22 protein-coding genes are annotated in these 19,007 nt (G+C 62.3%); 18 read left to right on the top strand and 4 right to left on the bottom strand.

The window, feature by feature from the left end:
- The first annotated feature begins 151 nt into the window (after nucleotides 1-151).
- The 3 genes from CAF53_RS01225 (at nucleotide 152) to CAF53_RS01235 (ending at nucleotide 4,286) form a co-directional block, all read left to right on the top strand.
- Nucleotides 152-2,017, top strand: coding sequence for a strawberry notch C-terminal domain-containing protein (locus CAF53_RS01225; protein ID WP_197707432.1), 1,866 nt, complete (start codon nucleotides 152-154; stop codon nucleotides 2,015-2,017).
- Nucleotides 2,017-3,054, top strand: coding sequence for a toprim domain-containing protein (locus CAF53_RS01230; protein WP_100237029.1), 1,038 nt, complete (start codon nucleotides 2,017-2,019; stop codon nucleotides 3,052-3,054). The genes CAF53_RS01225 and CAF53_RS01230 overlap by 1 nt, the downstream gene beginning before the upstream one ends.
- A gap of 305 nt (nucleotides 3,055-3,359) precedes the next feature.
- Nucleotides 3,360-4,286: a DUF2493 domain-containing protein gene (locus tag CAF53_RS01235; protein WP_038146396.1), complete on the top strand. Its 927-nt coding sequence runs from the start codon at nucleotides 3,360-3,362 to the stop codon at nucleotides 4,284-4,286.
- Between the two features lie 23 nt (nucleotides 4,287-4,309).
- Here the strand turns inward: CAF53_RS01235 and CAF53_RS01240 are convergent, their stop codons facing one another.
- The gene (locus CAF53_RS01240; protein ID WP_038146393.1) at nucleotides 4,310-4,810 is read right to left on the bottom strand and encodes a hypothetical protein; all 501 of its coding nucleotides are present in this window, start codon (nucleotides 4,808-4,810) and stop codon (nucleotides 4,310-4,312) included.
- Between the two features lie 228 nt (nucleotides 4,811-5,038).
- Between CAF53_RS01240 and CAF53_RS01245 the strand changes: the two genes are divergently transcribed.
- Both CAF53_RS01245 and CAF53_RS01260 read left to right on the top strand, forming a co-directional pair.
- Nucleotides 5,039-5,479 (top strand): hypothetical protein, encoded by a 441-nt coding sequence (locus tag CAF53_RS01245; protein WP_038146389.1) that lies wholly within the window; start codon nucleotides 5,039-5,041, stop codon nucleotides 5,477-5,479.
- A gap of 569 nt (nucleotides 5,480-6,048) precedes the next feature.
- Nucleotides 6,049-6,375, top strand: a complete 327-nt coding sequence (locus CAF53_RS01260; RefSeq protein ID WP_038146388.1) for a DUF736 domain-containing protein — start codon at nucleotides 6,049-6,051, stop codon at nucleotides 6,373-6,375.
- Nucleotides 6,376-6,470: 95 nt separating this feature from the next.
- On the opposite strand, the gene CAF53_RS01265 is transcribed toward CAF53_RS01260, so the two are convergent.
- Both CAF53_RS01265 and CAF53_RS01270 read right to left on the bottom strand, forming a co-directional pair.
- Nucleotides 6,471-7,712 carry a HipA domain-containing protein gene (locus tag CAF53_RS01265; protein ID WP_100237030.1) on the bottom strand — a complete coding sequence of 414 codons (1,242 nt, stop codon included), beginning with the start codon at nucleotides 7,710-7,712 and terminating at the stop codon, nucleotides 6,471-6,473.
- On the bottom strand, nucleotides 7,690-8,010 hold the full coding sequence (locus CAF53_RS01270) for a helix-turn-helix domain-containing protein (RefSeq protein WP_009450556.1): 321 nt from the start codon (nucleotides 8,008-8,010) through the stop codon (nucleotides 7,690-7,692). The genes CAF53_RS01265 and CAF53_RS01270 overlap by 23 nt, the downstream gene beginning before the upstream one ends.
- A 319-nt stretch (nucleotides 8,011-8,329) precedes the next feature.
- On the opposite strand from CAF53_RS01270, the gene CAF53_RS01275 reads away from it, so the two are divergent.
- The 11 genes from CAF53_RS01275 to CAF53_RS01330 all read left to right on the top strand — a co-directional run bounded on the left by CAF53_RS01275 (nucleotide 8,330) and on the right by CAF53_RS01330 (nucleotide 14,453).
- Nucleotides 8,330-8,596, top strand: coding sequence for a helix-turn-helix transcriptional regulator (locus tag CAF53_RS01275; protein WP_020818551.1), 267 nt, complete (start codon nucleotides 8,330-8,332; stop codon nucleotides 8,594-8,596).
- A gap of 60 nt (nucleotides 8,597-8,656) precedes the next feature.
- Nucleotides 8,657-8,932, top strand: a complete 276-nt coding sequence (locus tag CAF53_RS01280; protein WP_020818552.1) for a DUF2285 domain-containing protein — start codon at nucleotides 8,657-8,659, stop codon at nucleotides 8,930-8,932.
- Nucleotides 8,933-9,226: 294 nt separating this feature from the next.
- A complete protein-coding gene (locus CAF53_RS01290; RefSeq protein ID WP_242443348.1) occupies nucleotides 9,227-9,826 on the top strand; it encodes a DUF2285 domain-containing protein in 600 nt (199 codons plus the stop codon).
- A 136-nt stretch (nucleotides 9,827-9,962) separates the two neighbouring features.
- Nucleotides 9,963-10,244: a helix-turn-helix domain-containing protein gene (locus CAF53_RS01295; RefSeq protein ID WP_010336149.1), complete on the top strand. Its 282-nt coding sequence runs from the start codon at nucleotides 9,963-9,965 to the stop codon at nucleotides 10,242-10,244.
- A gap of 19 nt (nucleotides 10,245-10,263) precedes the next feature.
- A complete protein-coding gene (locus CAF53_RS01300) occupies nucleotides 10,264-11,409 on the top strand; it encodes a replication initiator protein A (RefSeq protein ID WP_081874955.1) in 1,146 nt (381 codons plus the stop codon).
- Nucleotides 11,406-12,059, top strand: a complete 654-nt coding sequence (gene parA / locus CAF53_RS01305; RefSeq protein WP_100237033.1) for a ParA family partition ATPase — start codon at nucleotides 11,406-11,408, stop codon at nucleotides 12,057-12,059. The genes CAF53_RS01300 and parA overlap by 4 nt, the downstream gene beginning before the upstream one ends.
- A complete protein-coding gene (locus CAF53_RS01310) occupies nucleotides 12,056-12,310 on the top strand; it encodes a hypothetical protein (protein ID WP_038146356.1) in 255 nt (84 codons plus the stop codon). Before parA ends, CAF53_RS01310 begins: the two co-directional genes overlap by 4 nt.
- On the top strand, nucleotides 12,307-12,825 hold the full coding sequence (locus CAF53_RS01315) for a DUF2840 domain-containing protein (RefSeq protein ID WP_100237034.1): 519 nt from the start codon (nucleotides 12,307-12,309) through the stop codon (nucleotides 12,823-12,825). The genes CAF53_RS01310 and CAF53_RS01315 overlap by 4 nt, the downstream gene beginning before the upstream one ends.
- Entirely contained in the window at nucleotides 12,822-13,367 is a 546-nt protein-coding gene (locus CAF53_RS01320; RefSeq protein WP_038146346.1) for a S26 family signal peptidase, read from the top strand. The genes CAF53_RS01315 and CAF53_RS01320 overlap by 4 nt, the downstream gene beginning before the upstream one ends.
- A 35-nt stretch (nucleotides 13,368-13,402) precedes the next feature.
- A complete protein-coding gene (locus CAF53_RS01325) occupies nucleotides 13,403-13,738 on the top strand; it encodes a DUF736 domain-containing protein (RefSeq protein WP_038146343.1) in 336 nt (111 codons plus the stop codon).
- A gap of 4 nt (nucleotides 13,739-13,742) precedes the next feature.
- Nucleotides 13,743-14,453, top strand: coding sequence for a lytic transglycosylase domain-containing protein (locus CAF53_RS01330; RefSeq protein WP_100237036.1), 711 nt, complete (start codon nucleotides 13,743-13,745; stop codon nucleotides 14,451-14,453).
- A 487-nt stretch (nucleotides 14,454-14,940) separates the two neighbouring features.
- On the opposite strand, the gene CAF53_RS27950 is transcribed toward CAF53_RS01330, so the two are convergent.
- Complete coding sequence (locus CAF53_RS27950) at nucleotides 14,941-15,405, bottom strand: hypothetical protein (protein WP_242443349.1); 465 nt, start codon at nucleotides 15,403-15,405, stop codon at nucleotides 14,941-14,943.
- A 312-nt stretch (nucleotides 15,406-15,717) separates the two neighbouring features.
- Between CAF53_RS27950 and CAF53_RS27955 the strand changes: the two genes are divergently transcribed.
- Both CAF53_RS27955 and CAF53_RS01340 read left to right on the top strand, forming a co-directional pair.
- Nucleotides 15,718-16,839, top strand: a complete 1,122-nt coding sequence (locus tag CAF53_RS27955) for a DUF3363 domain-containing protein (RefSeq protein ID WP_242443466.1) — start codon at nucleotides 15,718-15,720, stop codon at nucleotides 16,837-16,839.
- A 175-nt stretch (nucleotides 16,840-17,014) separates the two neighbouring features.
- Nucleotides 17,015-19,003: a conjugal transfer protein TraG gene (locus tag CAF53_RS01340; protein ID WP_100238643.1), complete on the top strand. Its 1,989-nt coding sequence runs from the start codon at nucleotides 17,015-17,017 to the stop codon at nucleotides 19,001-19,003.
- Nucleotides 19,004-19,007 lie beyond the last annotated feature (4 nt).

A 19,007-nucleotide genomic window follows, 5' to 3' on the forward strand; every position in this document is an offset into this window, starting at 1 on the left:
CGCCCGTTCGGCCTTTGAAAGCACCAAGCAGCGCTTCTTTGGCCATCTGCTGACCTCCATGAAAACCCCGACCCTGATCCGGTCCATTGATGCCGATCTTGAAGCGGGCCATGCGGCCGTCATCCAGATCGTCTCGACCGGCGAAGCGCTGATGGAACGGCGGCTATCCGAGATCCCCACCGAGGAATGGAATGATATTTCCGTCGATGTCACTCCGAGGGAATATGTCGGCTCGTATTTGCAGCATTCCTTTCCGGTGCAGCTCTATGAACCTTTCAGCGATGGCGAGGGCAACCTGTCGTCACGCCCCGTCTTCCGCGATGGTCAGCCGGTGGAATGCCGCGAAGCGGTGGCGCGGCGCGACGAGATGCTGGAGCAGCTGGGTTCGCTTCCGCCTGTCCCCGGTGCGCTCGACCAGATCGTGCAGCGCTTCGGCACGGATATTGTGGCGGAGGTCACGGGCCGCTCACGCCGGATCGTGCGCAAGGGTATTGGAGCAGCGGCCCACCTAGCCGTCGAGAACCGTGCGCCTTCTGCCAATCTTGCCGAGACTTCGGCCTTCATGGATGATCAGAAGCGCATTCTGGTCTTCTCGGATGCCGGTGGCACGGGGCGCAGCTATCACGCCGAACTCTCGGCGCGAAACCAGCGGCTGCGCGTGCATTACCTGCTGGAGCCAGGCTGGAAGGCAGATGCCGCCATTCAGGGGCTGGGCCGCACCAACCGCACCAATCAGGCGCAGCCGCCGCTCTTCCGGCCCATCGCCACGGATGTCAAAGCCGAGAAGCGCTTCCTTTCGACCATCGCCCGCCGCCTCGACACGCTGGGCGCGATTACACGCGGCCAGCGCCAGACAGGCGGTCAGGGGCTGTTCCGTCCCGAGGACAATCTGGAATCCGCCTATGCCCGCGATGCGCTGCGCCAGCTCTATCTGCTGATCGTGCGCGGGAAGGTCGAGGGATGCTCGCTCGAACGGTTTGAATCCGCCACCGGCCTGAAGCTGATGGACAGCACCGGTGTGAAGGACGAACTGCCGCCGATCACCACCTTCCTCAACCGCCTGCTGGCGCTGACCATCGAATTGCAGGGCATCCTGTTCTCGGCCTTCGAGCAGCTTCTGCAGGCACGGATCGACGGAGCAATCGCATCCGGCACCTATGATATGGGGCTGGAGACGCTGAAGGCCGAAAGCTTCATCGTCACAGACCGGCAGGTCATCCACACCCATCCGGGCACCGGCGCGGAAACCCGGCTCCTGACGCTCACCGAGCGCAAACGCAATCAGCCGGTTACGCTCAATGCCGCCCTGGCGGAACTGGATGATCCCCGCGCAAGATTGCTCATCAACGAGCGATCCGGTCGCGCTGCCGTTCAGGTCCCGACCACCAGCGTCATGCTGGATGATGGTGAGATCGAAAGGCGCGTGCGGCTGATCCGGCCGATGGAAGCGATGAACATTCCGGTGCGGGCGATGGGCGAGACCCATTGGATCGAGGCTGACCGTGCCGCCTTCACCACAGCCTGGAAGGCGGAACTGGCCCAGGTGCCGGAGTTCACCGACAGCATCCTGCATATGGTGACAGGGCTGCTTCTGCCGATCTGGAAACGCCTGCCGCAGGACTCCGCCCGCGTCTATCGGCTGCAGACCGACGAGGGCGAACGCATCATCGGTCGCCGGGTATCGCCGGCCTGGGCCGCCAATGCTTCGACCAGTGGCGTCACCAACAGCCTGACACCGGACGCCGCCTATGCAGCGCTGATCGAAGGTCGCACGATCCTTGATCTCGCCGAAGGGCTGCAACTGCGCCGCGTCCGCGTCATGGGCGCCAACCGGATCGAACTGACCGGCTTTACCGATGCGATGCGTGACCGGCTGCGAGCCTATGGCCTCTTCAGTGAGATCATCTCGTGGAAACTGCGCTTCTTCGTGCCCGTCGATGTAACGGGACCGGAGATCATCGGCAAACTGCTTGACCGCTTTTCGGCCCTGCGCATCGGTGAGCGGGAGGCCGCATAATGGCGCGTCTCAATGCTTCGGAACTCGCGCAGCGTCTCAGCCGACAGGCCGAGGCGGTGTGCCGCCACTATCTGTCGAATGGTCGCAAACAGGGCAATTACTGGCAGGTTGGCGATGTCCGAAACACGGCTGGCCGCTCCATGTTCGTCCGGCTGCACGACAGCGTGAAAGGCATTGCCGGTAAATGGCAGGACTCGGCCACGGGGGAATATGGCGATCTGCTGGACGTGATCCGGAACTCGCTCGGCCTGATCGATTTCACAGACGTTGCCGAAGAAGCCCGGCGCTTCCTCAGCCTGCGGCATCCTGAACCGCAGCCGCCATCCCGTCAGTCTCGCCCGCCAGCACCATCGGGATCATCGGAGGCCGCACGCCGACTCTGGCGCATGACACAGCCGCTGATCGGCAGTACCGCAGAAGCGTATTTACGCGGACGCGGGATGACGGATTTACGCCAAACCGCAAATCTGCGTTTCCATCCCAACTGCTACTGGCGGCCCGAGGACGATGGCCCGACGCAAACCTGGCCCGCCATGATCGCCGCCGTCACCGACTTCGCTGGCAGGATCACCGGCGCGCACCGCACCTGGCTGGCCTCTGACGGTTCCGGCAAGGCACCTGTCGATCCGCCAAGGAAGGCAATGGGCGACCTGCTCGGACATGCGGTTCGTTTCGGTGATGCGCAGGATGTCATGGCAGCAGGGGAAGGTATCGAAACCATCCTGTCACTGCGTCAGGCTCTGCCCACCATGCCGATGGTTTCCGCACTCTCGGCCGGACATCTCGCCGCTATTCTGTTCCCGCCGCAACTGCGCAGGCTCTATATCGTCCGTGATAACGATCCGGCAGGGAACAGCGCCCGCGATAGCCTGGTGGACCGGGCGCACGAGGTCGGAATCGAGACCATCACGCTCTCGCCCATGATGGGGGACTTCAACGAAGATCTCGTAACTCATGGGCTGGATGCCGTTCGAGCAGAGATCCGGGTGCAAATCGCCCCCGAGGACGTCAGCCGCTTCATGGCTTCAATAGCATAGCCGGTATGGGGCCGTGATCGGGGGCGTTCCGATCCGGTCATGCGCGCAGGCTGCCTGTCATCAGAAGAGGACCGCGCCTTGGCCTTCCGAGAGGGCGATCGGCCCACAAACGCTCCGGTCAGGCAATGGCGGCGCCCGACTGATTTCCGTCGGCGGGCAAGCCCGCCTTTACAGCGCGAAACAAATCAGTCGGGCTTTGCCATCAAGGCCCTCGCCAGAGGCTCGTGCTGCCAGACCGGAGTGCCCGTGGGCGTGTCTCGCCATGAAGGCCGCGACGGTCGCGGTCCAACTGACGGAAGCATCCCATGTACGCACACGACGATTTCGAACCCGATCACAGCACGTCCCCGACCGGCCATGCCATCGAAGAACTCGAACTCTACGGCTACCGCCCCTCCGAAGACGAGGCCGATCCCCGGATCACACCCGAAGATCACGTCATCCAGGGGGCAGTCTCCGACATCTTCGACGCCCTGATTTCCACCATGGCCGACACCAGCCTCGATTTCGACCTCGACGAAATCCTCTGGTCCACCGTCAACACCTTCCACCGCGCTGTCGAACGGATCGAGCGCAAGCTTGACGATAACGAGCAGACGCAGAAACGCCTTCAACGCGAACAGGACGGCAGCGAGGTTAAATCCGTCCAGTTGGAAACCCTGATCGGCGCGGGACAAAGCCTGATCGAGCGCCGTGACAGCATGGAAATCTTCCGCGAGACTGCCGCGGACATCTATCTGCGCACCACCGGAACGCCCTGGTCGCAACGCTCCGGTTCACGGGTCAACCATCGCCAGATGACCTCGGCCATGATCGACAGCCGCGACTTCATCGCCGCCAAACGCCGGGCCGACAACGAGGTGCTGTTGCCCGCCGGGCCAAAGATCGCCTTCTCGGGCGGAGACACGACTGATCACCGGACGATCTGGGCCAAGCTCGATCAGGTCCATGCCAAGCACCCGGACATGGTTCTGATGCACGGTGGATCGCCCAAGGGCGCGGAATGCATCGCGGCCACCTGGGCCAGCAATCGCAAAGTCGCGCAGGTCGCCTTCAAACCTGACTGGGCTAAACATGCCAAGGCGGCGCCGTTCAAGCGCAACGACCAGATGCTCGGCATCATGCCGATCGGGGTCATCATCTTCCCCGGCACGGGCATTCAGGACAATCTGGCCGACAAGGCTCGCAAGATGGGTATCCCGGTTTATCGCTTCGGGACCGGCAGCGCGTGAGCGCTGCCTGTTCAGCATAAGCACTACTGCAATAGCGCCAGGTCGTCCCAACGAATTCGGACATAACGGCCTGAGCGCTTTGGCAATTGCTTGCGGCTGACCATTCGCCCGGAGACCTGGAATTCCGCATTAATTTTGACCACGAGCAGCTTGCTGAAATGCCTTGATGTATCCACCATCACCACGTCTTTGCTCTTGAAAGGAGTGATGGTTTTGATCTCGACATGATCATTTTCGAGCTTGCCGTCCGAACCTTGCGCGTAGGTCTTGTTCAACTTGATGCCGTAGGTGATGGCACCGAACAGCTCACCGATGTCGCCATACACCGATAAATGCAGGCCCGTCTCCAGATGGTAGCTCTCAGCGAGTGAGATCAGGTCCTCAAAATACGGGATCATTGATCGGATGGCGTTTGGATACTTCGCTCCCCATTCCTTGTGACGAAGCTGTTCGTCAATGTCTGACCATGTCACCCATTCGCCGTCATCATAAAATGCCCGATCTGACCAATCGACTTCTGCCATAGCTTTAACCCGCATCCTTCCGCCCAACGATATGGTCATCGTAGAGGTGCAGCAGATACTGGTCCACCAGACGCATAAGCTTTCTCATTCAAACTGCGAGTTTTCGGACAGGCCTGGCCTCGAAAGCCATCGCTTCTCGCGCGGTGAGAGGAATGCTGCTATGCTGTGATTGCGCCATGGTGGTGGTGGAAGGCGCAACCGTCCAACCTTTTGCACGGAGACACCACCATGATCGTTCTCGGAATCCTCGTTTCCATCGCAGCCATCGGCACCATGTGCTGGCTGCTGTTCAATCTCGCCGTATTCGCTTTGCCGTTCTTTATTGGCCTGAATGCAGGCGCCTTGGCCTATGATACTGGGGCTGGCTGGCTCGGCGGCATCGTCGTTGGTCTTCTCGCCGCCGGTCTGACGCTGGCTGTTGGTCAGGGCCTGCTCATGCTGATCCGCCCGATGTGGGCGCGTCTGCTGATTGCTCTGGCCTTCGTCGCTCCGGCGGGAATGGCCGGATTTTACGCCACGCTCGGTATTGTCAAGCACATGATGCCCTCGGAGATATGGCAACTCATCTTCTCGGTGATCGGAGCGGTTGCGGTGGGCGTGACGGCGTTCCTGCGCGTTGCGGGCATGGCGGCAACCGACCACGCGGACGGCGGCTTTGCACGAACCTGAACCGCAATGATCCGTTGATGGCGACCAGAAGCGGATGCTGATCGTCTTCCGTCTTCGTCAGGAAAATGGTGACAGACAGCGGCCAATCACCGGATCAACCTGGGGCACAGACGCGGCCCATAGGAGCGCAGGACGGTCGGCACCAGCGCGTGCAGACTGACGGGAACCCGCGGGTGGTGGCATGCCGGTGGAACAGGCCGGAAGCAGAGATGCGCATGATCTGAGACGCAGGGTGACAGGAAAGGCCGGTGTTGCCGGTCAGGTCATCCTGATGGAGCCTCAAGGTTGCCACATCTCCGTTCAGCCCCCGTGTCTCGACCACTCCAAACGGCCTCTTCAATGGCCTGATCTGGCCGAAGAGCAGCGCGACGCGCTTCGACCGCTTTAGCGCAACAGCGTCGTCACAACTTTCTTCCCCTGACGGCAGAGCCGCCATTCCGCGCGGAACAAGAAAGTTCCTCCTGTGCTGTCCAGCCCCCGAGGGGGTGCGCCAGCGTTCGTCTCCGGCCGGTCGATCGCCATAGAGGCCGCAATGGTGCGGGCTCGGAAACGGAAAACGGAGACTTAAAATGGCAACCATCGGCACCTTCAAGAAGACCGGCTCGAACGAATTCACCGGCGACATCGTCACCCTCAGCGTCCAGGCCAAGGGCGTGCGCATCATCCCCGACCTGCGCGCTACCGGCGAAAACGCCCCCAGCCACCGGGTTCTGGTCGGCCGCGCCGAGATCGGCGCCGCCTGGTCCAAGCGCTCCAACGAGGGCCGCGACTATCTCGGCCTCAAGCTGGACGATCCGAGCTTCAACGCTCCGATCTACGCCAACCTCTTCGATGACGAAGAAGGCGAAACCTTCTCCCTCATCTGGTCCCGCCCCAACGGTCGCCGCGGCGACTAAGGCGCGGCACAAAGGCCCCGACCGCAAGGTCGGGGCCTTTCTCATGTCCGCGGGAAAGTCGTCACGCCACCGCGCCCTGTCGTGTCTGGCACGGATCAGGCGCTTAGGATCGGGATGATGGTTTTGACATGGGCGTCGATGCGCTCCAGCACGGGCGGCGGGACCACTTCGCGCTCCGGCAGTGTCCACCATTTCGTATCAATGCGTTTCACCGTCTCGACAACGGCCTTGAGCACGGCTGGCTCGGGAAGCCTTGCCCGATTGGCAAACGTCTTCCAGCGGGCCGGGGCCAAGCCCTTGAAGGCCCGCTCGCCGCCCAGAGACAGCGCCAGCCCATCTGCCGGAATATAGGGCACGGTCGAAAGCATGTCGTAGATCGGTGCTAGAGCGGGCGTGTCGCCGTCGCCCGGATAGATCAGCGACCAGTTCTTGAGGTGCATGTCGCCATTGCCCATGACCACCGAGAAGGTCAGCCGCCGGACAAACTCCAGCGCGGCGAACGGCGAGATCACAACATTCAGCACAGAGGCGATGTCGTGGGAGGCGGCGCCATCATATTTGCGCGCCGGGTACAGGCCGAAAACCTGCGCGAAATCCTCGATATGGATGCGCTGCCCGTCTGCCCCGCGATCAAAACGCCGCACGAGCAGGACAAGCCCCTCGGCAAGTGTTTCAAACTCTTCGGGAATGCCCTCGAACTGGTCTCGGCTGACCAGTTCCCGCTCGGGCACATTCATGCCGATGGCTTCGGCAAGCGCGAGGTTCGCGAACTCGTTCTCCGACACGCCCGGAAAGGCGGTCGAGGGGAATTTCGCAATATATTGGCCCTCGTCATCCCCGAGCGGCAAGGTCAGCCCGCCGCCCTTGCCGGTGTTCTTCATCACCGAGAGCTTCATCTGCACGCCTGCCAGCGAGAAGCGGGCCTTGGGCCGTCCTTGGGTTGGCGCCGCCCCGATGCCGGGTTGACCGTCACTGGGCAGCACCCGAACGGCCCCCGGCAAATCCGCACCAAGGGTGGCCAGGAGATCGAAATCATTCCCCGACCGCACATTACCCGCATGGTGCTTTTCCATCGCCTCGCGCAGCCGGTCTTCGGGCAGCAGGTTGGCAAAGAAGGGCGGCAGGCTGCCTGCGACGGGTCGCGGATCCTTGCGCAAGCCCCCTGATGCCGCGCGAAGGGATAGGCTCAGAACCGGATGGCCTCCAGTCGCGCGATAGGCCGGATCAAGGCTGAAGGCGTTGAAATCACCCGGCGTCCTGACGATCGTGCCAACCTTCGCACTGTTCAGGAACACGTCCAGCGCGGTGATGGTCTCAGCGGTACGGACGGCTGTCATCGTCGCTCTCCGGTTGCGGGCTGAAGGCCGGATGATCATCCTCGGCCTCGGGGCGCAAAAGCGCCTCGATGGCGGGCACCATTGCCTGCGGGACCAGCATCATTTCCAGCCCAAGCGCCCTGGCAATGTTGATCAATGTCGTGGTGCGCGCAGCCGCCGCCCCCGTCTCGATGTCGCGGTAGCGCGGGCGCGAAATGCCCGCAAGATCGGCCACCTGCTCCTGCGTCAACCCCGCTGCAAGACGCGCGCGGCGAAAATGGTCGCCGATCAGCCTCAGTGTTTCTTCTTCCGCCTTCATGTGATGCCTTTACGGATCATTTTTGCTGCACTGATCTGGATGGGTACCATATCCAGCGCAAAACGCAAAGAAAATGATCTCCAAACATATCACTATCATTTCCCATGGAGCGTTTAGGGATCATTCTGCGCTGGTCGGCGTTACGGCCAGCACAAGTGCTGCAATTGCGGCATACAGGCGAATCAGTCGGGCTGCATGCTCAGCCGTGCAGATAACGCCCTGACCAGATTCGACGATTTCGTATGGCGTATCGGGCGAAGACGACTAAAATAGCCGTAGTTCTGGAATGCGCGCCGGTCGCGATGGGAGGTGATCATGCATGATCACCGCTCGACAGTCGCGGGCCGCACGCGCGTTGCTGGGTTGGACGCAGGAGACGCTCGCTGACAAGGCCCGAATATCGCTGACTGCCCTGAAACGCCTTGAGTCCGAGAACCGGCTCGAGGTGTATGAGACAACGCGGGATCAGGTGCGCCGGGCGCTTGAAGCAGCAGGGATTGTTCTCCTGTCCACGGATCGCGGGCAAGGAGTGTTGCTGGTACATGGCCAAGACGAGAAGAGACACCGACAGATCCATGACGCCTGACGGGCGCGGGCGGAATCATCGATCCGCTGCGGCGGCCTGTGCTCTGTGGCGACCCGCGACATGACATCTCCGCTTCCCCCCTTCGACGATATTGCACCTGTTAGCGACGAGCTGACCGAATATGACCGCGCGCATATCAAGCTCTATATGCGGCTGCTCGATGCCGCCGATGATGGGGCGGAATGGGCCGAAGCCGTCAATGTGCTGTTCGGAATTGATCCTGTTCGGGAACCTGAACGCGCCCGGCAGGTCCATGACAGCCATCTGGGACGGGCGCGCTGGATGACACAGAGCGGCTATCGTCAGCTGCTGCGTCATCCGACAGATCGGACCTGACCTCGCCGCCGTCGCACCAGTGATGCCTTCAGAGCATCACCCCATGTCTTTGTTCTGGCTTCCATCTCGGTAGAGGCACCGCAATTCTTTCACGCTCCACCTGTGCAGTTTCAACCAGGAGCGGAGCAATGAAGCCGGATACATCCCGCTGGCGAGACCAGGACCAGTATGAATTCTACGATGCGCTGCCCGTTGAGGGCGTCGCCTGGGAATGCCTGCGCCGTAACGCGTCCTATCAGGCCTGTTTCGATGACCTTGTAGCGCAAGGCGCCGGGCATCTTCCCTTTGCGGATGATGTCCAACATCGCTGGGGGTTGCGATTTCCCGGCAGACCCCGGCTTTTCCGCGCTCGACCAACCGGTCATCTGGTCGCCTGTTGCCAATCCGGACATGCTGATGCTCGGGGCAGCGCCCGATTTTCTTCCGCCTTCTCCGTCCGCCTTATCGGTCGATCTTGCTGATGCCATCTGCGGACCAGAGGGGACATATGGTGTCTGTGATGCCAGAGACGGCGTTCAATATCTGACCCTCACCGGCACCGATGCCAATTCGCAGCCGGCGATCATCCTGCCACTTGACGAAAATCTGCCGGATCGGCTCGAAGCCATTCTCAGGCTCTGGCACATGCTGGCCGGGAAACCCGCGCGCCGCGACCCCAGGATGACGCCGTATCAGCGCCGGCGGTTTCGCCTGATGATGCAAGCTGCCGACGGAAACGCCAACCACGCGACCTATCGTGAGATTGCCATCGCCATCTACGGAGAGGCGCGCGTTCGCGCTGAGCCGTGGAAGACATCGGCTTTGCGCGCCTCTGTCATCGCCCTTGTCCGATCTGCCGCCGCGCTGATCGACGGCGGTTATCAGGACCTTTTGCGCCATCGTCGCAAACCCTGACACTGACGTCTGATCGAGGGTGAGGATTCTACCCCTTCGATCTTCCTCATCCCCCATGCCGCCGCGCCTTCGCCACCGTGCGCATGTCATGCCGTTGATCGTCAGCGGCATCCTGCACAACCACGGAGGCCACCCCATGCGACCTGATCTCGCCGCCTTGCCGCCACGCTACCTGCGCACCAAGGAAGCCGCCGATTTCCTCAGTCTGTCCGCGCGCACGCTGGAAAAGCACAGAACCTACGGAACGGGACCTGCCTATCACAAGCTCGGCGGCCGCGTTGTCTATTCGGTCGAGGATCTCGCAGCCTGGGTTGCGCGCGGATCGGTTACCTCCACGTCGGACCCACGCGGACAGGTTCTCCCGGCGAAACCTCTACCGCCGACCGCATTCACCTCGCCCAAGCGCATTACGCGCTGAACACGGCGGTCAGCCCTCTATGGCAGCGCAGCACCCATCCGCCTCGGAACGCGGGCAACTCGATCTGTTTCGGGCGCTTCCCGGTGAACTCGCGCCACGAGACGCGCAGGATCTCATGGCCTATCCTTTCTTTTCCCTTTCCAAATCGCACCGTATCCGCCCGATTGACTTTGCCTTGGGCAACGTCTCGATCCGTGTCGAAGCTGTTCCCGATCACGGTATGGCGACGATCTGGGACGCCGATATACTGATCTGGGCGGCCAGCCAGATCGTGGAAGCGCGGGACGCCGGTCTGCGCACGTCGCGCCTGATGGCGGCAACGCCTTATGAAATCCTGACATTCACAGGGCGCGGAACCTCCCTGAGGGACTATCAGCGTCTGAAGGCGGCGCTGGACCGGCTGCAATCGACCACGGTTGCAACCTCGATCCGCCAGCGCGCGAATGGACGGCGACATCGTTTTTCGTGGATCAACGAATGGCACGAGCTGACCGATGCCAATGGCCGCCCGGACGGCATCGAGATGATCGTGCCTGACTGGTTCTACAGTGCGGTTCTGGATGACGCCCTGATCCTCACCATCGACCGGGCCTATTTCAATCTGACCGGCGGGTTGGATCGCTGGCTCTATCGCCTGGTGCGCAAGCATGGTGGGCGGCAGAAAAACGGTTGGCGGTTCGACTTCCGTCACCTGCACCAGAAATCGGGCAGTCTGTCGCCGTTCAAGCGCTTCGCCTTCGAGCTGCGCGACATTATCCGCCGCCAGCCACTGCCCGGCTACACCCTGTTCGCCGAGGTCGAAACCGGCGGCCGGATGCTGCTCGCTTTCGAGCCTGTCCCGGCCTGTGGAAAACCTGTGGATAGTCTCGTGCTATCGGGAACCCGGACTATCGTGCCATCAGGAACCGGAGGCTCGTGCTATCGGGAACCCAAACACCTCCTATCCTTCGGTAACAAAAGCGAAAATCGCGCCCTTAACTTAGAGTCTAACACAGAATCTAACTTTGAAGAGCGGCGGCGCGATGTGGAAAAGCTCATCGCGAAGGCTGGTGCGGCCCTCAGATCGGGTGCCCATAAAGGCAAGCTGACACCCCCAAAGCAAGGATCGCCCGCGTCAACAAGCACGCCTGAACTTCCTCTCGGCAAACCGGGAGGACGGCGATGATTGTCGCGCTCCTCAATCAGAAAGGCGGCGTGGGCAAGACGACGCTGGCGCTGCATCTCGCCGGAGCTTGGGCCGCGGAAGGCAAGCGCGTCATCCTGATCGATGCCGACCCGCAAGGCTCCGCACTCGACTGGTCGGAGCGGCGCAGCCATGAAGGGCTGCCAAGGCTGTTCACCGTCATCGGACTTGCCCGCGATACCCTGCACAGGGAGGCGCCGGAACTGGCGCGTGACGCGGATCATGTCGTCATTGATGGTCCGCCCCGTGTCGCTGGTCTGATGCGCTCTGCGCTGCTTGCAGCTGATCTGGTGCTGATCCCGGTGCAGCCATCCCCCTTTGACGGCTGGGCATCAGCCGAAATGCTGGCGCTTCTGAGCGAAGCACGCATCTATCGTCCCGAGCTTGCCGCCCGCTTTCTGCTGAACCGATGTGGGGCGCGCACAGTCATCGCCCGCGAAACGGCCCAAACACTGGCGGACCAAGATCCGCCGTTGCTGGCCACAACGGTCGGCCAGCGTGTCGCCTTTGCAGACGCCGCACAGACCGGACGGCTGGTCTCCGAAACCGATGGCGGCGAACGGGCCGCACAGGAGGTCACAGCGCTGGTGGCCGAGATCGATGGCCTCGGTATCAGGAAGATCGTGCCATGACACGTCTGCCCGTCAAATCCGGCTTCGCATCGCGTCCGGGCAATCCCGATAGCTGGGTCAGAGCCGCCGATGCGCCGGCAACACACAAGACGGCGGCGGAGGCGTTCACCGCCCGTCTGACCATCGACATCACGCCCGAACTGCGCGGGCGCATCAAGGTTACCGCTTTCCGGCGCGGCGTCACCGTCGCCGTGATGCTGCGCGAGCTGCTGGCTCGCGAGTTTCCACCCACCGAAGGAGATCAGCCATGACCGGCAAAACCGCGCGCGCTGCGCATGAACACCCGCTGGCGAACGGGCCTGCCCCGTTCACCACAATGGTCGAACTGACCTTCCAGAAGAAGAAGGTCGAGCGCTGGATACGCTTCGGCCGCAAGAGCTTTGAGCAGATCATCGACCGCCGCCGCAGTCTGATCGGTTTTGCGCCCGAAAGCATCTTCGCCTTCGTCCGCTGGGCCTCCAACGATTACGGCACCATCGTTTCGCGGCTCGACATCCTGCGCGCCGCCGGGCGTGGCGAACCGTACCAGACCGTGCCCTTCGTTCGTCCCGGCGGCGAGATTTTGCTGCGTATCGATGGCTGGCGACAAGTCCAGCGGGTGCTGGCCCTGATTGATGCCGTGGACGCGCTTGGCGTCGATCCGGCGGATGTTGCGCCGGACCATTGGCGGCACGTCCACAACCATTTGAGTGCCGGTCAGGAACCCAATCCCTACACCCCGGAGCGCCATGCCGCATGGGTCAGCCGCGAGAGAATCGCGCCATGAGCCGCCGTCATATACTCGCCGTGTCCATGCTGGCCGTCGGTACGCTTGTCGCCACGGCGGTTGCCGATCAGCCAACCCGGCTGATCTGGAATGCAACCGCCAGCGCGCCCATCGGCTTCTACATAGTTGCTCCCGCCGATGCGCTCGAAGTTCCCGAACTCGTCGTCATCGCGCCGCCCGAACCGCTGCAGCGGTTCATGGTCGAGCGCGGCTATATCGGGCGGGGCGTGCCGCTGCTGAAGCGCGTCCTCGGCTTGCCGGGACAGCGCGTCTGCCGCAGCGGTGCGACGATCACCGTCGATAACGTCGAGATGGGCGATGCGCTGGAGCACGACCGCATGGGCCGCGATCTGCCGGTCTGGCAGGGCTGCCGCATCATCCGCGACGGCGAACTCTTCCTCATGAATTGGGACATCCGGGACAGCCTCGACGGCCGTTACTTCGGACCTGTTCCCGCCAGTTCCGTCATCGGCCGGGCGCTCCCGCTCTGGACCGATGAGGAAGGCGATGGCCGCTACGAATGGCGGGCGGCCACGCATTGAACCCACGCCAAATCCACCAACACAGGAGACACACCATGCCACAGATCGGTCAATTCGCGCGTGACGCATCCGGCTTCGCCGGTCAGCTCGTCACGCTCACCATGAAGCGCGATCTCGTCATCGTGCCCGCTGAACATTCCGATGCGGAGAATGCGCCGGACTATCGCGTCCATTACATTGAACATGACGGGCCGGAGGTCGGCGCTGCATGGAAACGCACCGGCGAAAAGGCTGGCGAATATCTCTCGGTGCTGCTCGACGATCCCGCCTTGCCGCAGCCGATCCGCGCCAATCTGTTCCGCGATGACGACACCGGCTCGTCATGGTCACTGCACTGGAGCCGCCCGCGGCCCCGCGAAGATCGGGACTGAGATCATGCGATCCCGCGCCCTTCTTCTCTTCACGGCCCTTCTGTCGGCTGGCAGCGGCTCGATGCCGGCCATGGCGCAGGTCACGCCGCAACCCGCGCCTGTTACCGCGCATCCCCATGCTGCTTTCATTGCAGAGGCGTCACAGCGTTTCAGCATTCCAGAGCAGTGGATTCGGGCCGTGCTGCGTGTGGAAAGCGCGGGCGATGTGCGCGCCATTTCATCGGCAGGCGCGATGGGACTGATGCAGGTCATGCCCGATACCTGGGCGGGCCTGCGCAGCCGCCATGGCCTCGGGCGCGATCCTTACGATCCGCGTGACAACATCCTCGCAGGTACGGCGTATCTGCGGGAGATGTGGGACCGCTATGGCAATGTCGCGGCCATGCTTGCCGCCTACAATGCCGGTCCCGGTCGCTATGACGAGCATCTGGCGACAGGTCGCACTTTGCCCGCAGAAACACGCGCCTATGTCGCCACGCTCGCACCTGTTCTCGGCAGTGCGACTGCGCCTGATGTGCCGACGATCGTGCCGCCGCCGCCACCGGATTGGCGCGAAGCCCCGCTCTTCGTTGCGCAATCCGGCGGCATTTCAGCGGCGGTTAATCAGCCATCGAGCGACATCCACGCAACCGCTTCTCTGCGCGATCCCGCCGTTCAGGAGCCGCAGGACAGCGGCATATTCGTGGCCCTTGCGAGCGATGGCGACAAGCCATGAGCATGGCGTTTACGCGCTCGTTCGGTCCATTTCCGGTGTGCAGTCAGGCTTGGGTGCGCCTGGCAGCATTCCCGGCAGGAAGGGCAAAAAGGGAAGGAAAGGCGGAGGGCAAGATAAAGGAAACCGGCACCCTGTCGGGGCGGTTTCTGGACAAGCCCTTGTCTGCACACTGTTTTGGGACGCGGCGCACGGCACCATGCTTTTGGGCCTCGCGTGCCGCGATATGGCGCAAAGCCTTGGCGTTGCTGGGTTTTGACCGGCACTCTAACCGAATATCGGCCGATTTTCCGCCGTCACGGCTTCGGATACGACGATGAGTGGCGACGACGAGAACCGCTTTCGCCCGAATCCTGGCCGCATCAGGTCGGACGTGCCGAAGGCGGGCAAGGCGAAAAGCTTTCTGACGCAGGCAAAGAAGCTGGCGCGTCAGCATAGCAACCGCCCCGGCAGATCATCATCATTCGCATCACGGACCTACTCGTCGCCTTCATCTGGTTCGGCCGGAAAGAGTGGGAAGGCATCGTGGGCCGGCAAAGGTCCGGGCGTCAAGCGTGGTCGTGGTGCGGCCTTTGTCCGCGTCCGAACCCTGTCGAGCGGCTGGCGTCACAGTACGGCTGGCGCGCGTCGCGTCGTCGTCAAAACCCGATACGTTCAGAGCGCGGGGAGGAATGGCAAAGGGGCTGCCCATCTGCGCTACATCCAGCGCGACGGAACATCGCGTGATGGCCAACGTGGCCAGCTCTATTCGGCGACCGAGGACCGCGCTGATGGAGATGCCTTCCTTGATCGCGGCAAGGATGATCGCCACCAGTTCCGCTTCATCGTCTCGCCCGAGGATGCCGCCGATCTTTCCGATCTCACCGACCACACCCGCGATCTGATGAGCCGCATCGAGGCCGACCTTGGCACGAAACTCGATTGGGTGGCTGTCAATCACCACAATACCGGCCATCCCCATGTCCATGTCATTGTTCGGGGGAAGGACGATCTGGGCGAGAACCTGGTTATCAATGGTGACTATCTCGCCAATGGTATTCGTGAGCGGGCGAGCGAACTGACCACGCTGGAACTCGGCCCCGTGACCGAGATCGAGCAGAGCCGCAAGCTGTCTGCCGAAATCGATCAGGACCGCTTCACGCGCATCGACCGCGCCATGACCGAGGAAGCCGACGAAAGGTTCCTCGATCTGCGCCACGAACCGGCAGATGCACGCCGCCAGTTCAACCGCACACTTCGCCTGCGCCGTCTCGCCAAGCTGGAAAAGATGGGGCTGGCTAGGGAACATGCACCCGGCGTCTGGGAGCTTGGCGCGAAGATGGAACCGGCGCTGCGTGAACTCGGTGAGCGCGGTGACATCATCCGCAACATGCACAAGGCGCTGAAGGCCGATGGGCAGGAACGTGATCCGATGACCTTCCAGCTTCACGATGCCGCACCCGCGGCGCCCATCACCGGCCGCGTCGTGGACAAATATCTCACCGACGAGATGGGCGAGAACCTGACGCTCGTGGTGGACGGCATCGACGGGCGAACACACCATCTTCCCGGCATTGATCCGGCCCGCGTTGAAGATGCCTGGATCGGCAGCATCGTGGAAGTCGGTCCCGCCGATACAGCGCAACGTCCCTCTGATCGCACCATCGCTGCGATCTCGGAAAATGGTATCTACCGACCGAGCCGCCACCTCGAACAGGCGAAGTTCGAGGGACGTGTACCGGGCGGTGATTACGAGGGCTATTTGGATGCCCATGTCCGGCGACTGGAGGCGCTGCGCCGCGCCGGCATCGCTGAACGGATTGACGCCGACCAGTGGCGCATCCCCGAAGACTTCGAGAGCCGCGCCACCGCCTATGATGCCGGTCGCAACCGGCAAGCCAGCATCCGTGTCGTCTCGACCTTTGATCTGGAAAAGCAGATCGGCGCCGATGGCGCGACCTGGTTGGACCGGCGATTGGTCACACCGGACGCATCGGATCTCGCTCCGGCCGGTTTCGGGCAACAGGTGCGCGATGCCATGGACCAGCGGCGTGAACACCATATCGCACAGGGCGATGCCACGCGGCAGCAGAATGGACGCATCCTCTATCGGCGCAACCTGCTCGCCAATCTGCGAGAAAGGGAAGTGGCCCGCGTCGGTGCGGAAATGGCCAGCAGCAAAGGCTTGCCGTTCCGGGCGGCTGCCGATGGCGAAAATATCAGCGGCAAGTTCACCGGGACCGCACATCTATCGAGCGGCAAGTTCGCCATTGTCGAAAAGAGCCACGAGTTCACTCTTGTCCCATGGCGGCCAGTGATCGACCGCCAGCTCGGCCGCGAGGTTGCGGGCATCGTGCAGGGTGGATCGGTATCGTGGCAAATGGGGCGAACACGAGGGCTCGGGATTTGAGCCTTTGCCGATCTGGCACCTCGCAAATTGTTCTGTCGACATCGGCATCTGAAAGGGCCTGTCCGATGTGCCGCCGATAGTATCCGGCAACACGGCACCCCTGCTTTTCCTGTTGCCGCTTTCGAAAACGTCTATTCTTTGATCGGCTCCGACTCTCTTGCCGATTGGAGCCTATATGCGTGGTGGCCGAATACTCTGGGGCCAGATCATTGTCGTATTCACCATTGTCCTGGTGATGGTCTGGACTTCGACACAATGGGTGGCCTTCCGCCTTGGCTTTCAGCCCCAGCTCGGCAATCCATGGTTCGATGTTGCGGGATGGCCGGTCTATTATCCTCCGGCCTTCTTCTGGTGGTGGTTTTCCTATGACGCCTATGCGCCCGGTATTTTCACCGAGGGCGCGTTCATCGCCACGTCCGGGGCGTTGTTCGCTATCGCCGCCGCTTTTTTCATGTCGATCATCCGGGCGCGCGAGGCGCGCAACGTCGCCACCTACGGATCGGCCAGATGGGCCGAGGACAAGGAAATCCATGCTGCCGGGCTGCTCGGTCCCGATGGCGTGGTCCTTGGCAGGCACAGCAAGGACTATCTCCGGCACGACGGCCCCGAGCATGTCCTTTGTTTCGCGCCCACCCGATCAGGCAAAGGCGTCGGTCTCGTTGTGCCGACGCTGCTGACCTGGCCGGGAAGTTGCATCGTCCATGACATCAAGGGGGAGAACTGGAATCTGACGGCCGGCTTCCGGTCCCATTACGGCCGCGTCCTGCTGTTCGATCCGACCAATGTTCATTCCGCAGCATACAATCCGCTGCTGGAAGTCCGTCAGGGGGAGTGGGAAGTCCGCGATGTCCAGAACATCGCGGATATTCTGGTCGATCCCGAGGGCAGTCTCGACAAGCGCAACCATTGGGAAAAGACAAGCCATTCGCTGCTGGTCGGCGCGATCCTGCATGTCCTTTACGCCGAGAAGGAAAAGACGCTCGCCGGCGTCGCGAGTTTTCTGTCCGATCCCCGCCGTCCGGTCGAGGCAACCTTGCGCGCCATGATGGACACGCCGCATCTGGGCGAAGCCGGTGTGCATCCCGTCATCGCTTCGTCGGCACGCGAGCTGTTGAACAAATCCGAGAACGAACGCTCCGGTGTGCTGTCCACGGCGATGTCTTTTCTCGGCCTCTACCGAGATCCGGTCGTGGCCCGCGTGACGGCCCGCTGCGACTGGCGCATTGCTGATCTGGTCGGAGCAAAAGAACCGGTCAGCCTCTACCTCGTCGTACCGCCCTCGGACATCAACCGGACCAAGCCGCTGATCCGTCTGATCCTCAATCAGGTCGGGCGGCGGCTGACCGAGGAGCTGGAAACCACCGGAAAACGCCATCGTCTCCTGTTGATGCTGGACGAGTTCCCCGCGCTCGGGCGGCTTGATTTCTTTGAATCGGCGCTTGCCTTCATGGCCGGCTACGGCCTCAAAGCGTTCCTGATCGCGCAGTCGCTCAACCAGATCGAGCGCGCCTATGGGCAGAACAACGCCATTCTCGACAACTGCCATGTGCGTGTCGCCTTTGCTGCCAACGATGAACGCACCGCCAAACGGATCAGTGACGCGCTCGGCACGGCCACGGAAATGCGCGATTCCACCAACTATGCGGGCCATCGCCTCGCGCCATGGCTCGGGCATCTCATGGTTTCACGGCAGGAAACGGCGCGGGCACTCCTGACGCCCGGCGAAATCATGCAGCTTCCGCCAACCGACGAGATCGTCATGGTGGCGGGCGTGCCGCCGATCCGCGCGGCTAAGGCGCGCTATTACGCCGATACGCGGTTTCAGGAACGGGTGTTGCCGCCGCCCGATCTGCGCAAGCCGTCGGTGAAGATGGTAACATCGGCGCCAGACGACTGGACGAGCCGTGTTGTTGCGGCAGCGGCCGGCCACGGACCCGCGTCGAACAGGTCCGACGAAGATCCTGCCAATGCCGGTATCCGTCTTGAGCCGGAGCTTCCCGAGCATGAGGAAATCATCCCGGCACCACCGCCGCCATCGCAGGAGCTCGACTTTCTCGATGATGAGCCCGACGTCGATGCCGCCAAGGCCCGCGCCATGCGTCAGCGGATGCGCATGGTCGCGCGGCAGGCATCTCTCGACCCCAATGACGGCATCGACCTTTGAGAAG

Origin of the sequence: Sphingobium sp. LB126 (genome assembly GCF_002795205.1) — a bacterium.
In the GTDB taxonomy this organism is placed as follows: domain Bacteria; phylum Pseudomonadota; class Alphaproteobacteria; order Sphingomonadales; family Sphingomonadaceae; genus Sphingobium; species Sphingobium chungbukense.